The organism is Nocardia sp. NPDC004573 (assembly GCF_053602135.1).
Map to the genome: position 1 here is coordinate 83298 of NZ_JBSGDA010000008.1, position 14559 is coordinate 97856.

General features: G+C 67.6%; 14 protein-coding genes. 12 read left to right on the forward strand and 2 right to left on the reverse strand.

Annotated elements, in window-relative coordinates:
• The first annotated feature begins 13 nt into the window (after positions 1 to 13).
• The 11 genes from ACWEKR_RS15195 (at position 14) to ACWEKR_RS15245 (ending at position 11397) form a co-directional block, all read left to right on the forward strand.
• Positions 14 to 1297, forward strand: coding sequence for an ArsA family ATPase (locus tag ACWEKR_RS15195; protein ID WP_452355133.1), 1284 nt, complete (start codon positions 14 to 16; stop codon positions 1295 to 1297).
• A complete protein-coding gene (locus ACWEKR_RS15200; RefSeq protein ID WP_452354970.1) occupies positions 1287 to 1700 on the forward strand; it encodes a hypothetical protein in 414 nt (137 codons plus the stop codon). Before ACWEKR_RS15195 ends, ACWEKR_RS15200 begins: the two co-directional genes overlap by 11 nt.
• Positions 1697 to 2707: an ROK family protein gene (locus ACWEKR_RS15205; RefSeq protein ID WP_452354971.1), complete on the forward strand. Its 1011-nt coding sequence runs from the start codon at positions 1697 to 1699 to the stop codon at positions 2705 to 2707. The genes ACWEKR_RS15200 and ACWEKR_RS15205 overlap by 4 nt, the downstream gene beginning before the upstream one ends.
• Positions 2708 to 2885: 178 nt before the next feature.
• Positions 2886 to 3617 (forward strand): lysophospholipid acyltransferase family protein, encoded by a 732-nt coding sequence (locus ACWEKR_RS15210; protein WP_452354972.1) that lies wholly within the window; start codon positions 2886 to 2888, stop codon positions 3615 to 3617.
• 509 nt (positions 3618 to 4126) lie between these two features.
• Positions 4127 to 4891 carry a sporulation protein gene (locus ACWEKR_RS15215; protein WP_452354973.1) on the forward strand — a complete coding sequence of 255 codons (765 nt, stop codon included), beginning with the start codon at positions 4127 to 4129 and terminating at the stop codon, positions 4889 to 4891.
• Between the two features lie 65 nt (positions 4892 to 4956).
• Complete coding sequence (locus tag ACWEKR_RS15220; RefSeq protein ID WP_452354974.1) at positions 4957 to 6519, forward strand: alkaline phosphatase D family protein; 1563 nt, start codon at positions 4957 to 4959, stop codon at positions 6517 to 6519.
• Between the two features lie 52 nt (positions 6520 to 6571).
• The gene (locus ACWEKR_RS15225; protein ID WP_452354975.1) at positions 6572 to 7849 is read left to right on the forward strand and encodes an FAD-binding oxidoreductase; all 1278 of its coding nucleotides are present in this window, start codon (positions 6572 to 6574) and stop codon (positions 7847 to 7849) included.
• A 136-nt stretch (positions 7850 to 7985) separates the two neighbouring features.
• Positions 7986 to 8141, forward strand: a complete 156-nt coding sequence (locus ACWEKR_RS15230) for a hypothetical protein (protein WP_452354976.1) — start codon at positions 7986 to 7988, stop codon at positions 8139 to 8141.
• Between the two features lie 193 nt (positions 8142 to 8334).
• The gene (locus ACWEKR_RS15235; protein WP_452354977.1) at positions 8335 to 9447 is read left to right on the forward strand and encodes a TfuA-like protein; all 1113 of its coding nucleotides are present in this window, start codon (positions 8335 to 8337) and stop codon (positions 9445 to 9447) included.
• Positions 9440 to 10582 carry a YcaO-like family protein gene (locus ACWEKR_RS15240; RefSeq protein WP_452354978.1) on the forward strand — a complete coding sequence of 381 codons (1143 nt, stop codon included), beginning with the start codon at positions 9440 to 9442 and terminating at the stop codon, positions 10580 to 10582. Before ACWEKR_RS15235 ends, ACWEKR_RS15240 begins: the two co-directional genes overlap by 8 nt.
• A gap of 38 nt (positions 10583 to 10620) precedes the next feature.
• The gene (locus tag ACWEKR_RS15245) at positions 10621 to 11397 is read left to right on the forward strand and encodes a hypothetical protein (RefSeq protein WP_452354979.1); all 777 of its coding nucleotides are present in this window, start codon (positions 10621 to 10623) and stop codon (positions 11395 to 11397) included.
• Here the strand turns inward: ACWEKR_RS15245 and ACWEKR_RS15250 are convergent.
• Positions 11388 to 12686: a hypothetical protein gene (locus tag ACWEKR_RS15250; protein ID WP_452354980.1), complete on the reverse strand. Its 1299-nt coding sequence runs from the start codon at positions 12684 to 12686 to the stop codon at positions 11388 to 11390. The two genes, ACWEKR_RS15245 and ACWEKR_RS15250, sit on opposite strands and share 10 nt — an antisense overlap.
• Before the next feature lie 17 nt (positions 12687 to 12703).
• Positions 12704 to 12991, reverse strand: a complete 288-nt coding sequence (locus ACWEKR_RS15255) for a MoaD/ThiS family protein (protein WP_236566729.1) — start codon at positions 12989 to 12991, stop codon at positions 12704 to 12706.
• Positions 12992 to 13066: 75 nt separating this feature from the next.
• Here ACWEKR_RS15255 and ACWEKR_RS15260 point away from each other — a divergent pair, with 75 nt between their 5' ends.
• Complete coding sequence (locus ACWEKR_RS15260) at positions 13067 to 14434, forward strand: MFS transporter (RefSeq protein ID WP_452354981.1); 1368 nt, start codon at positions 13067 to 13069, stop codon at positions 14432 to 14434.
• The last annotated feature ends 125 nt before the right edge of the window (positions 14435 to 14559 follow it).

The following is a 14559-nucleotide window of genomic DNA, read 5'->3' on the forward strand; positions in this document are numbered from 1 at the left end:
GACCCGGGTCGAACTGTTCATCGGCAAGGGCGGGGTGGGCAAGACCACGCTCGCCTGCGCCACCGCCGTGGCCGAGGCCAGGTCGGGCCGTCGCGTGCTGATCGCCTCACTCGATCAGGCGCACTCGCTGGGTGACGCGCTCGGCTTCCGTTTCCCGCACGACCCGGGCACCGTCACCGGTGTCGCCACCGTGCAGCCCGGCTTGGACGTGATCGAGATCGATTCGCTGGCGCTGCTCGAGGACCGTTTCCGCGACGTGGCGCGGTTGCTCTCGACCGGCCGCGGGCACCGGCACGGCCTCGATCTCGCCGCGCTGGATCCGGCCGAGCTGACCGGTCTGCCCGGCGTGCAGGAACTGCTGATGCTGGTGGAGATCACCCAGTTCGCCGCCGACGACGACTGGGATCTCATCGTCGTCGACTGCCCGCCCTCGGCGGACATGCTGCGCCTGGTCACCGCGCCCGGCACCTTGCTCGGTTACCTGGAACGGATCTGGCCGCCGCACGAGCGCGCGATGAGTGCCACCGGCACCGACCTGCACCGCGCCGTGCTGGCGGCGACGGTCGAACGGATCGTCAAGGCGGTCACGGAGGTTCGCGATCTGCTCGCCGACCACCGGCGTACCGGCGCACGGCTGATCACCGTGGCCGAGCGGGTCGCGGTGGCCGAATCGGAGCGGGTGCGTTCGGCCGCGACGCTGCTCGGCCTGCGGCTGGATGCCGTGGTGGTGAACAAGGTACTGCCCGACCTTCCGGCGCCCACCGCGCCCGGCGGAGCCGAACATCCGGCGGTGCAGTGGTATTCGAACCGGCGCGGCGAGCAATCGGATGTCATCGGCGCGTTGCGGAGCAGGATGCGGGGTATCCCGGTGGTGATCGCGCCGCATGCCGGGCCCGAGCCGATCGGGCTGAACTCGCTGGCCGCGCTGTCGCGCGCGATGGAGTCGGCGGGCGACACCGGCGACGCTGCGCTTATGCTGAGCGACAATCAGACGGAGGTCGACGCGAGTTCCGGCGAACCGCTGGTTCTCCGGGAATCCGGCACCGGATTGCAGTCGGTGTACGCGCTGCGCATGCACTTGCCGGTGGTCGACGCCGCCACGTTGCGCCTTGGCCGAGTGGAGGACGATTTGATCGTGGGAGCGGACGGGGTCCGGCGCCGGGTGCGCCTGGCGCCGGTATTGCGGCGGTGCACGGTCGACGGCGCCGAACTCGCGGACGAGTACCTGGTGGTCCGGTTCCGGCCCGATCCGCGGATCTGGGCGCACACGTCCGAAAGTCACGACCATGACCGGTGATCCGCAGGAGCCGCACGGCGACGGAACCGGCCACACCGCGCCGGACGGTCTCGGCGAGTTCGCCGAGGAGTTGAAACTGCTCGCCGAGGCGGTGCTGGAACGGGTGGAACCGGTGCTGCGGCGCGCCGCCGACGGGCAGGCCGAGTGGGCGAGCTGCAGCTGGTGCCCGGTGTGCGCGGCCGCGGCGCTGGTGCGCGGGGAGCACCACGACGTGCTGGCCGCGATCGCCGACCACGGCACCGCGATCGTCACCGTGCTGCGCGAGGCGCTGGCGGGGGTGCCGGTCGACCCCGTCATGCCCACCGACGCCGACCCGGAAACCGGTGCGCCGCATCGCCACGGTCCACCCGAGGACGGCGACGGCCCGCGCTACGTCGACATTCCCGTGACGATCAAGGTATGACGCATCAGATGGCCGGCACACGACCGCTGACCGTCGGAATAGACGTCGGCGGCACCAACATTCGGGCGTCCGTGATCGATGACAGCGGCGAGGTGCTGGACACGGTCCAGGCGCCGACGCCGCATTCGGCCCGGGCCTTGGAGGACGCGCTGGACCGGGCCGTGCGCGACCTGTCCGGTCGGCATGCCATCTCCGCGGTCGGCCTCGCGGTGGCCGGTTTCATCAACGGCGATCGCTCCACCGTCCGGTTCGCCCCGCACCTGCCGTGGCAGGACGCGCCGGTCGCGCAGCGGCTCACCGAGCGGCTGGACCTGCCGGTGATCCTGGAACACGACGCCAACGCGGCGATGTGGGCCGAATACCGGTTCGGCGCCGCCGCGGGCGGGCACAACGTGGTGCTGGTCGCGATCGGCACCGGGATCGGCGCCGCCCTGCTCATCGACGGCCGGCTCTACCGGGGCACGCACGGCGTCGCGCCGGAACTGGGTCATCTGCAAGTCGTTCCGCAGGGGCGGCCCTGCCCGTGCGGCAAACACGGGTGCTGGGAGCGCTACTGCAGCGGAACCGCGCTGGCCGAGACCGCGATCGAGATGCTGGCCAGCGACACGGTGCACTCCGTGCTGGCCAGGGACGTGGCGCGCGATCCGGGCTCGCTGACCGGACGGCGGGTCGCGGGCGCGGCGCAGGACGGCGACCCGCTCGCGTCGCGGGTGATGGCCGACTTCGCGCGCTGGCTCGGGCTCGGACTGGCGTTCGTCAGCGACATCTTCGATCCGGACCTGGTGGTCATCGCGGGCGGGGTCAGCAGTTCGGCGCCGCTGTTCCTGGACGAGGCGCGCGAGGAGTACGCGCGCGCGATCACGGGTGCGGGACACCGGCCGCTGGCCCGCATCCGGACCACCCAGCTCGGCGAGGCCGCGGGCATGATCGGCGCCGCCGATCTCGCCAGGGCCGCACTGTCCTCCGGCGCGCGCAAGTCCGCGCGCGTGGCACGGACCAGCCGGTGACGGCACCGGCCACGACCCTCGTGGCCTGCCGCGACACGCCGATCGCCGCCATCGGTCGGCGTCGGGGCCGAAGTGTGGTGAGATTCGCCGCCGCGGTTGGATGTGATCTTGCACCAGCGGTAAAGTCGGCAATTGAAGCAGGTGCCCGCAACTATCCCGGTCCCGGGGGAAGGACGTCATGTTCTACTGGCTGCTGAAGTTCGTGCTGCTGGGACCGTTCATCCATCTCTACAATCGGCCTACGGTCGAGGGTGTGGAGAACATTCCGGCGGACGGGCCGGCCATCATGGCGGGTAATCACCTCTCCTTCGCCGACTGGCTGTTCGCTCCGTTGCTGAGCCCGCGGCGGATCAACTACCTCGCCAAGGCCGAGTACTTCACCACTCCGGGCATCAAGGGCCGGTTCCAGAAGTTCTTCTTCAGCGCCACGGGGCAGTACCCGATCGACCGCAGCGGCGCAGACGCCGCCGAGGACGCGCTCAACGCCGCCCGCAAGCTGCTCGATCAGGGCCGCTTGGTCGGCCTCTACCCGGAGGGCACCCGCTCCCCCGACGGCCGCCTGTACAAGGGCAAGACCGGCTTGGCCCGCTTGGCGCTGGAAACCGGCGTCCCCGTCATCCCGGTCGCCGTCATCGGCACCGACGCGGTGAGCCCGCCCGGACCTTTCCGCTGGCGCCGCAGGAAGGTGACCGTCAAGTTCGGCGAGCCCATCGACTTCTCCCGTTACGAGGGCATGGGCGGCAACCGCTTCGTCGAGCGCGCCGTCACCGACGAGGTCATGTACGAGCTCATGCGGCTCACCGGCCAGGAATACGTCGACGTCTATGCCCACAGCCTGAAGAAGGGCGTCCCCAGCGGCAGCCGCTCCGATACCGCTTCCGTCCGCATCCCGGACACCGCCGCGGGCTGAGCCACCCTCACGTCCGCACGGGAGGGCTGGGCGCAACCGTCGACCGTTCGGACGAAGATCTGAGGCATCCGGATCCGAGGCCGACCTGCGCACAGGCGCCAGACGCGATCGGATTCCGCTCGGGTGTCACGCATGTCGGCGGGGATGCGCTCGATCGGCGGCGCGCCGTGATCCGAACGCCGCACGACCGGTCCGTCAGCGCCGCCGCAGTCAGCGCGATGGCCGAGTTCGATCGTCCCGTGGCGCTCGCCGGTGGCGTCACGTCCGCTCCGATATCCGCCGCTATCCGACAGACCGCCCGTAGGCCGTCGATACCGACAGCAGCGCGGAAATCCTTGGGCGATGAAGATTCCGCTGCTTGCGCCGCCTTCGTCGCCGCGACTCGATCGACGTCAGGACCAACCGCGCCGGCGCTGCCGCGTCCGCCGGTGCCATAGACTCGGCCGAGTCGTCCGGAGCGACAAGGTGATGACAAGTCTTCGGTAAGGCGACGCGGCGAAAGTACGAGCATGTTCAAGAAGTTGCTGGCGGCGGCCGGGGTCGGTGGGGCCGAAGTGGAGACCGAGTTGTTCACGCCGGGCGTGCAGCCCGGGGGCACGGTGCAGGGCGTGATCCGGTTGCGAGGCGGGGCGGTGGCTCAGGACATCGCCCATGTCGCCGTCGAGTTCGTCACCAGGGCCGAGCAGGAGTACGAGGATCACGAAGGCGTGCGGGACATCCCCTTCGGCCGTACCGGGGTGCACGGACCGTTGCACCTGCCCGCGGGTGCGGTGCCGGAATTCCGCTTCGCGGCCCGCGCGCCGATGGAAACGCCGATCACGTTCTACAACGGCAGGCACCTGCCCGGGACGGTGGTCTCGCTGCGCACGATCGTGGAGATCCACGGCGCGGTGGACGCCGCCGACACCGACCCGATCGGCGTCGGCGCACTGCCGGCGCAGCACGTCGTGCTGGAAGCCGTCGAGCGCTTGGGTTTTCACCTGCGCAGCGCGGACGTGGAATCGGGCCGGGTGCACAACACCCCGCAGACGCTGCCGTTCTACCAGGAGATCGAATTCGCCGGTGCGCCGCGCTACCCGCGCCTGAACCAGCTCGAGGTGACGTTCGTCCCCACCGAGACCGGCATGAGCGTGGTCTTGGAGGCGGACAAGCGCGGCGGTTGGATCTCCGAAGGCCGCGATGTCTTCGACGCGCTCTGGGTGGACTACCAGCATCTGGACGGCGTGGACTGGGCGGGCGAACTGCACCACCGGCTGGAGCGCTTGGCGCACTGAGCTTGTTGGCCGCCCGGACCCGGCCTGTTCACGTGGCGTTGAGGTAGTTGCGGCAGGGTTGCCTCATGAGCGGCTCGGCCTCAGGACCATCCCGGCGCACCGTCTTGCGCGCTTCCGCGCTCGGACTGGTGGCGGCCCCGGCGGCGGCGTGCTCCCCGGACAGCGGCCCGGCGCTGGTCCGGCCGCGACCGGTGCTCACGCACGGTGTGGCGGTGGGTGATCCACGCCCCGACGGTGCGTTGATCTGGGCCCGCTCCGATCGCCCCGCCACCTTGATCGTGGAAACAGCTGCCACGGAATCGTTCACCGATGCCAGGCGTTTCACCGGTCCGCTGCTCACCCCGGATTCCGACGGCACCGGCCGCGTGCGGGTCAACGGCCTGCCCGCGGGCCTGCAGGTGCACTACCGGGTGACGCTGCGCGACGAGGACGGCGCCACCTCCGAACCGGTCACCGGTCTCTTCCGCACCGCCCCCACCGCCGCGGCGGACATCCGGCTCCAGTGGTCCGGCGACGTCGCGGGTCAGGGCTACGGTATCAACCCCGAACTGGGCGGCATGAAGATCTTCGCCACGATGGCCGCCCGCGACCCCCACCTGTTCCTGCACTCCGGCGACTCGATCTACGCCGACGGACCGTTGCAGCAGTCGGTCACCCTGCCCGACGGCCGGATCTGGCGCAATGTCGTGAGCGAGGCGAAGAGCGCCGTCGCACAGACCCTGGATCAGTTCCGCGGCAACTACGCCTACAACCTGACCGACGGGAACTACCGCCGCTTCAACAGCTCGGTCGCCCAAGTGGTGCAGTGGGACGACCACGAGACGGTGAACAACTGGTACCCGGGCGGGCTGGTCGCCGAAGCCAAGGGCTACACCGAACGCCGCATGGACACCCTCGCCACCCGCTCCTGGCAGGCCTTCCACGAATGGATGCCGCTGGAGCCGAGGGAAGCGGTGGACGGCAGACTGTATCGCAAGATCGCCTACGGACCGCTGCTCGACGTCTTCGTGCTCGACATGCGCGCGAACAAGGACACCAACAACGCCAACAACGGATCCGACGGTCATATTCTCGGTCCGGCACAGACGAAGTGGCTCATCGACAGCCTGCGCGCATCCACCGCCACGTGGAAGATCATCGCCAACGACCTGCCGCTGGGCCTGATCGTCCCGGACGGCGAGCAGAAGAACACCACCGCCTACGAGGGCCCCGCCAACGGCGATCCGGGCGCGCCGTCGGGTCGGGAACACGAGATCGCCCAGGTGCTGTCGTCGATCCGGGCGAACAAGGTGACCGACGTCGTCTGGCTCACCGCCGACGTGCACTACACGGCGGCGCACCGCTATTCGCCGGAGCGCGCGGCCTTCACCGATTTCGACGAGTTCTGGGAGTTCGTCTCGGGTCCGCTGAACGCGGGGGCGTTCGGCCCGAACCGGCTCGACGGCACGTTCGGCCCGGAGGCGGTCTACGTGCACGCGCCGCCGGTGCAGAACAGCTCGCCCTTGGACGCCTTCCAGCATTTCGGCGAGGTGCGCATCGACGGAAAATCCGGGGAACTGACTGTCGATCTGTGCGATGCCGCCGGATCCGTCCTGTTCAGCAAGAGCCTTGCGCCCGCGTCGCGATGACACCCGACTTCGGGGGAGCGGCGGGGGCCGCGCTGTGGTTAGCTTTTCTGCCATGAGCACGCCGCACACTGTCTCCAACGCCGAGGAATACCTCCCCCGCGATACCGCCGATGTCGTTCGCACGGTGCGGGATTCCCGAGGGCGAACGGAACGGCTGATGGTGCGCGGCGGCGAGCTGCTCGACGAGGGGCTCACGCTGCCCGCGCAGCCGACCGTGGTATCGCTGCGCCGGATGAATCAGGTGCTGGACATCAATCTGGGCCGTCGCACCGTCCGGGTGCAAGCGGGCGCCAAGCTCTCCGACGTCGACCGCAGGCTCGGCGCACACGGCCTCGGCCTGCCCGTCGTCGGGGACCACCGCGACATCACCGCGGGCGGCTTCGCCTCGGTCGGCGGCGTCAGCGCGGCCTCGCACAAGCACGGCCTGTTCATCGACCAGATCGTCGATCTGGAGTACGTGGACACCGACGGGCGCATCGGCACCTGCGGGCGCACCCACCACACCGAGCGGTTCCAGCGCATCCTGGGCGCGGGTGGCCGGGCGGGCATCATCACCGCGCTCACTTTGGATGCGATCGAGGTCGACAAGGACCACACCTGGCTGACCACCCACGCCGACCGGTTCCTCGACTTCGACTCGTTCGTCGAGCACGCCCACGCGGAGATCGCGCGGCCAGGCAACGCCGAACTGCAGGTGGGCCGCTGGGTCGACACGGCGCCGCTGAAGGTGGCGCGTCCGGTCGGTACGGGCCATGTGCAACTGGGCACCGTGCGCTTCGGTCAGTGGTCGAGCCTCTACCCCACCGCGCCCACCCGAGGACTGCGCGCCCGCCGCGAGGTCGGGTCGCGGGCCCGGAAATCGCTGGGCGCCATCGCCTCCGCCGCGCCCGGTAAAGCGGGCATGCCGGTGCGCAACGCGGCGGCGGGCGCGGTGCTGTTCGCGCCGAAGGTCCAGACCCTGCGCGATGCCGAGTATCTGGCCGATACAGCGCTCAGCTCGTCGGAGCGCGGTCCCGCCTACCGGGTGGGCGTTTTCGCGCCGCTGTCGAGCTATTCGTCGGTGTTCTACCGCCTGCACGATCTGTTCTCGGGGCACCGGGAACGCACGGGCTGCTTCACTGTCATCTCCGCGATGACCTACGGCGTGCGCTCGCGCTACTTGCGCGCGGAATCCGCCGCCCGCGGCCTGCCGCCCGAGGACCACGGCCTGATCACCTTCACCTGCCGCCTGCGCCCGGCCGCACTGCCCTCGGAACTGCTGCGCGACATCGTCTCCGGCATCGAAGAGATCTGCCGCTCGGAGAACGCGCTGCGCTACGAGGCGGAGTAGGAGACGCCTGAAAACGCGCATATGACAGTGCGTTTCGATGCTCTCTCCGAAAACGGGGGTTGACCGCTACATCGCTCCACAGTAACTTCTCCTATACGGGGCGGGGAGTTCGCTCCGTTCTCAGGGAGGGAATGCAATGACCGCACCAACCGATATTTCGCCTGTTCGCGGCTCGGAGAACGGCAATATCGTCAGCCTGGCGACGGAATTGACTTCGGATCAGTTCGAGAAGCTGTTCGCTCTCGAGCTCCGTCGGCCGGTTGCGGTGTCCGACGCGGACACTGCGGACTAGGGAAACAGCGTCAACGGGGGCGGAATCCTGCCCCCGTTGACGGGTTCCGATGCACATGCGGACGCTGCATGTATTCACAGGACCGACGATCAGTCCCGCGGAAGTTCTCGAAATAGCACCGCGCGCCCGAATCAAAGGCCCGATCGCGCACGGCGATTTATTCGATTCGTCGATTCGTTCCGGGGATATCGTTTTGATCGTCGACGGGCTTTTTCATCACTCTGCGACCATCCGGCACAAGGAAATCATCGGCGCACTGGACGGCGGCGTCGTCGTAGCCGGCACCGCGAGCATAGGGGCTTTGCGGGCGGCAGATCTGGAGCCGGTGGGGATGATCGGATACGGCGAGGTTTTCGCAGCCTATCGAGACGGGACGATCTGGGACGATGCCGAGGTAGCGGTCGTGCACGCGCCCGACGGCGACCAGCGAGCGCAGACGGTTCCGCTGGTCAATGCCCGGGCCATGCTCGCATCAGCGGTGGCCGAGCGCATCATGCCACCCGAGGACGCGGAACCCGCCTTGGCCGCGATTCGCGATATCTACTACGCCGAACGGACTGTGGGTCACATGGTGCGGGTGCTGACCGCCGCCGGATTCGACGAACTCGCCCGCTGGCTCGGCCGTCGCCTCGATGACGACCCAGAGTTCGGCGACGTCAAGAAGCGGGATGCGGTGGCGGCCCTACTCGCCTGCGAAGGCGCGCCTGCGGCCGTCCGGCCCGTGCCGCGCGACTGGATCACATCGTTCTACCGTGACTGGCGCAACTTCTTCATCGAGGATCCGGCCGGCCCGGGCATCCGCTATCTGGATCGGGTGCGATATCAGCAGATCTTCCATCCGGATTTCCCCCGGGTGTGGCGGGAATTCCTGACCTACAGTTCGCTCGAACCGGCGGACGGGACAGTAGGCGTCGCGCTCGGAGAACGCATCCAACGGCTCGGTGCGAGCGCGCTCGACCCGGCTGTCGTCTTCTCCCCCAGGTTCGATGTGGCGAACCCGGCGCATCGCGCGGTGCTTCTGGCCGATGAGACAGAACACGATCGGGCGGCGGTGGCCGCGTACCGCGCGGCCCATTCCTCGTTCACGGCGCAGCATGCCGCGGTCGACCCGCGAGCGCTGCATCGGTCGGTCGGGCGATCGGTGCTGAGCGCGCTGTGGAACGTTCCGGTGGAGGGTCTGACAACCGAATACGCACGCCGCGGCCTTCGTTCCGAGCACGACGCGGTGGAGGCGCTCGCTCTGTTCATCGTCGGCTATCTGCGGGATGTCGCCGCCGAACGCAACGAGGCAGGTCTCCGTGCCTGATACCCGCGTGGACCTCCACGGCACCTACCGGGCACGGGAGCCCGAGCAGACATGGGAGTCGATCGCCCCGTTGCTGCCGGAGTTCGGCATCACTCGAGTGGCCGACGTGACACACTTCGATTGCATCGGAATACCGGTCGTCATGGCGACCAGGCCGCGGTCGGAGACCCTCGTCGTCTCGCAGGGCAAGGGTTCGACTCCGCTGCTCGCGCGTCTCTCGGCAGTGATGGAATGCATCGAACTGGACCACGCCGAACGCCCTGCGGCAGAGGCGTTCTCGGCTCGTGCCGATGAGCTGGCAATGACCTACGACGTCGCCGACCTGCAGCTCCGCGTGGACGCGCACGTCGTCCGGCAACTCGATCTCCAGTGGTACCACGCGACAACGCTGGTCAGCGCCACGCCGAGCATGGTTCCGCGTGGGCTCGTCGATCTGACGTTCGGCAACGGTTACGACTGGCGTCCGGGAGTCTTCCGCACCAGCAGTACCGGCCTGGCCTCCGGAAACACCCGGGACGAGGCCTTGCTGCATGCGCTGTACGAGTTGATCGAACGAGACACCGTATCGTCGCTGTCATCGGTGACGGCCGACTGCCGCCGAGTGATCGACGTGTCCACGGTCGACAGCGACCACTGCCAAGAGCTGTTCGAGAAGTTGCGCCGCGCCGGTGTCCAGTTCGAAACAGCGATGGTGCCCAATCCTTTCCGGGTACCCACCGCCGTGGCCTTCATATGGTCGGAGGATTTCGCGCTCACCTGCGCCGGCTCCGGCGCGCACTCCGATCCCGCGGTAGCACTGTCGCGTGCGGTGACGGAAGCAGTGCAGTCCCGACTGACCGAGATCGTCGGCACCAGAGACGACATACCCTCCGACGGAGCTCCCGCAATCGACGCGCGTCCTCCGGTACCCGCGCTCGACGCGAGCGGAATACCCTGGGCCGAAGCCGTGGGCGAGGAAGGTCTGCACGAGGATTCCTTCGCGGACGAGCGCGCCGCCGTAGCGGAGCGCATCTCCGCACATACCGGTCGTGAACCGATCTGGATCGATCTGTCCACACATCCCGATGTCTTCTCCGTGGTGCGAGCCTTCGCGCCGGGCCTGGTCTACAGCGCCCGGGGACATGTCCCGCGATGAGCGGCGTCCTGCCCACCCGGCCCGGAACCGATGTCCGGGTGGTGCGCGAATCGACCGAACAGCACATCACCGGTAGCTCGCGTCTGCACGAGGTAGCGGCACGGACACCGGAAGGGTACGAGCTGCGCTTTCTGATCCGCAGGCCCGCCGCGATTCGCGACCGCTACTTGCATATTTTTGTCCACGGTCAGGCCAAGCGGGAGAAGTACAACCCTCCGGTCTTCTACCGCCAAGGCAGCTCACGCAGGCTCGGTGCGGTGTGCGTTTTCCTCTGCGACCCGATTCTGCTGTACTCGACCGACTGCTCGATCGGCTGGCATCTGCTCGGCGACGACAAATTCTGGCCCGTTGTCACAGATTTGGCCGATTCGCTGATCCGGGACGACGACCTGCGAGGTGTGGTGTGGCACGGCTCCTCCGCCGGCGCCTACGCGGCAATTCGCAACGCCTTGCGGTGGACCGGCCCCTCCCTCACCATCGCCGTCGCGCCACAGAACGACCCCACGACGTTCTATTACTGGCCGGAATTCGCGCCGTACTCTCGACTGGCGCATACAGCACCACCGGAGCGATTGGACCGATTACTGGAACAGCATCCCGTGCCCAGCCTCTCCCGAATACATGTCATGGTGAACAACAAAGATACGTATCACCTTCTGGAACATGTGAGGCCCCTGCTCGCGCATGCCGACACAAGCCCCAACATCACCGTGCGAATGATCCACAACGAGATGGGCCACGAACGAATCGGAGAGATGGACTACTGGTCTAATTATGAGCTGGCGGAGCGCCGATGGCGTGACTGTCAACCATAGTAGGGAAGACGCAGATCACGCGACAGGATCGGGGGGTGTCGAAAAATCCCCCGTTTCGGAAGATCGGCAGCGCCGGGGTCATCCGGAACGAACAGCATTCGATCCCTGTCGAGCCGCGCACGCCGCACGACAATGCGCCCAGGAGCCAGCCTCTGCAACTCTGCCGCCATCGCAGCGCTGAAGACCGAAGTTCGGTCCGAGATCTTGCTGCGAAGATGGGCCGGAGTTTCGATCGAGGCGATCACGTCGGACGGCACGATCACGTGAAAGTAAGTTTCGCGCCAGGGAACCGGAACTCCCGCTATCCGACCGGTCCAGAAGGGACGCGTGTTCGAGAACATCGAGAACGCCCATTCGGACTTGACACCGATGAGGAGAAGCCCGAAATTGAGTCCTCCTAGCACGATCGGTGCCACTGCGGCCGCGTGCGCTACCGGGGCGGAGGGATGTGCCGTTCCGACTATTCCCACGCAGACCGCGCCGTAGGCGGCTCCTAGCGTCGCGTTCACCCCTCGCCCGGCGCGGCGGTGTGAGAACACCTCGGCCGAGGTGAGGAACCAGCCACAGAGCCCACCGGCGATCACGGACACGACCGTTGCGGCGATCACCGCCTCGTCTAGGCGACCATCCGCGGAAAGCGCCAGCGCCCACGGAGCCAGCACCAACAGCGAGAAGTGAAAGTTCCCCAGCATGCCGAAGGCCAGATGCACGACAGCCGCCAGCGCGAAGGCCGGCCAGAGTCCACCCGGCGTGAGAACGAGAACACCGATCCCGGTCTCGCTCAGCACGGCTATCCACGGAGCAATCCGCACGACCGGCTCGGGGGCCGCGAAGCCCATCCGGGCGGCATACCTGCGCAGCATGAATTTGGCCGCACTCACCTCGGCTGACAAGAACTCTCGGTTGACTTTGATCGCCGCTGCCGAGAGATACAGGATCGCCAGCAGCCACCGCATCGCCGTGGCGGGCTCGGACGCGGCGAAGATCAGCGAGGTCAATGCCATCCAGGACAACGCCAAGTGGTTCGAAAGCCGGTGCGGCTGACACATCAGCCACGCAGTGAACACCAGCACGGCCGCGATAGAGGCCGGAACTGTTCCCACCCACACCGCCCCGAAGAGCACTACAGGAGCAACGACGTGGCAGACGCTGTTCAGGGGGGAAGGTATCCGCACCCCCAATGCCGGTGCGAATGTCGAACGTAGATGGCCCGGTCCGTCACGAACGACGTAATAGGCGATGTGCCCGGTAATTCCGATCAGCAACAGGATCGCAAAATATTCGCGCATTATCGGCCGGCCGAATGTCAACCACCGGCTACCGCGCACAAGATGGTTACCGTCGCTCCGGGCCGAATCGGAGCGGCCACACCACCGAGCGCGCGCGCGTCTTCATCTTCCACGTACACGTTGACGAAACGCCGGATGTCGTTTTCCCCCGTCGTGATACGCGTCTTCAAAGCGGGATGTTGACGAATCAGCGAGTCCAGAACTTCCCCGACAGTCGAGCCGCTGCACAACACTTTCGAATTACCTGCCGCATGTGGCCGTAGCATCGTCGGCAACACGACAGTCGCACCGATTTCCCTGTCCACCCCGTTACTCCCCTCCCCGCTGGATATAGGGACGGTACTTCGGTAAGTTTCCCGCCCGTGTGGAGCATACATCGGATGCGCTTGCGGGGGGTACTCGCGGAGCCGGATTTCCGGGCGTTGTGGGTGGCGAATGCGTTCGGGGACATCTCTTCCAACACGACGGTGGTGGCGCTGAGCGTCACATCGGTCGTTGTCCTGCACGCGAGCCCGTTCCAAGTCGGCGTGATCGCCGCCCTGTCCCGCGCCGCGTATCTGGTGGTGGCGCTGCCCGTCGGCGTATGGGTCGACCGGTGGAGCCGCAAGCGCGTCCTGCTCGTCTCGGATCTGGTCCGGTTGGCCGCTGTCATGTGCATCCCACTCGCCTACTTCCTCGGTGTGCTCGCGATCTGGCAGCTGATGCTGGTGGGAGCGGTGGTCAGTACGGCCAACGTCTTCTTCGACGTGGCACACACCGCGATCCTGCCGAGCCTGGTGGGACGCAAACGGGTTTCGGATGCGTCGGCTCGCCTGCAATCCGTGGACACCGTCACGAGCGCGACGATTCCGGCCGCCGCCGGAAAGTTGATCGCCGCCACCTCCGCGGCGGTGGCGTTCCTGGTCGCGGGGGCCGTCAGCCTCGTCTCCACGCTGTTCGTCTGGCGGATCACCGAAGGCCGCTCGGACAAGACCGGCGCGAGCGAACCGGCCGGATTCGGCACGGCTGTGCGCGAAGGTCTCCGGTACGTCGCGGGACACCGCATCCTGCGCGCGACGGTCACAGCCGGAGTGCTGCTGAACTTCGGCGCGGGTATGTACAACGCGGTGATCGCGGTCTACGTGTTGCGTGAATGCGGACTCTCCGCCGGCCAGTACGGGTACGCCCTCGCGCTCGGTTCGACAGGAGGCTTCGTCGGATCGCTGGTCGGCCAGCACATCGGACGGGCACTGGGCGAGATCCGCACGCAGGTGACCGGCTATTTCGCCATGGCAGCCGCGCTGGCCGCGCCGGCGCTCGCGCCACATCTTCCGGTCCCGGCTTGGATCTCGTACGCCGCCGCGGTGTTCCTGCTGTCGTTCCTCCTGGTCGTCATCAGTGTGAATACTTCCGGGATGCACGCTCGCCTGACACCGCATCGGCTGCTCGGCCGTGTCAGCGCTTCCCGGCGGTTCGCGACCCTGGGCATCGTTCCGATCGGCGCGCTCGCCGGCGGCCTGGCGGCGAGCCACCTCTCGGCCGCGACGACGCTGTTGATCGCCGCGGCCTTCCCGGCCTCGACTCTGATCGTCTTCGCGTGCTCACCCGTGATCGGAATGCGCGTGCTCCCAGCGGAACTCGAAGTCAATGACGAGACAGAGACCGTGCTCTCGGAGGAAGCGGCAACCGCCGCAGCCTCGACCGGCGCGCCCGATGGTGCGCAGGCACTGCGACCCGCGGCCGTCCCGCTTCCGCCCGCACGCTCTTGACCTGCGCCTACCGAACGGATTACGGAAACGCCAGCGACGCAGGGCCGTGTCCGACATAGTGGTAAACACTCGCGTTCCCTACTTACGCGCGGGCGTACCCCACTCCATGTTCGTGATCGGATCAG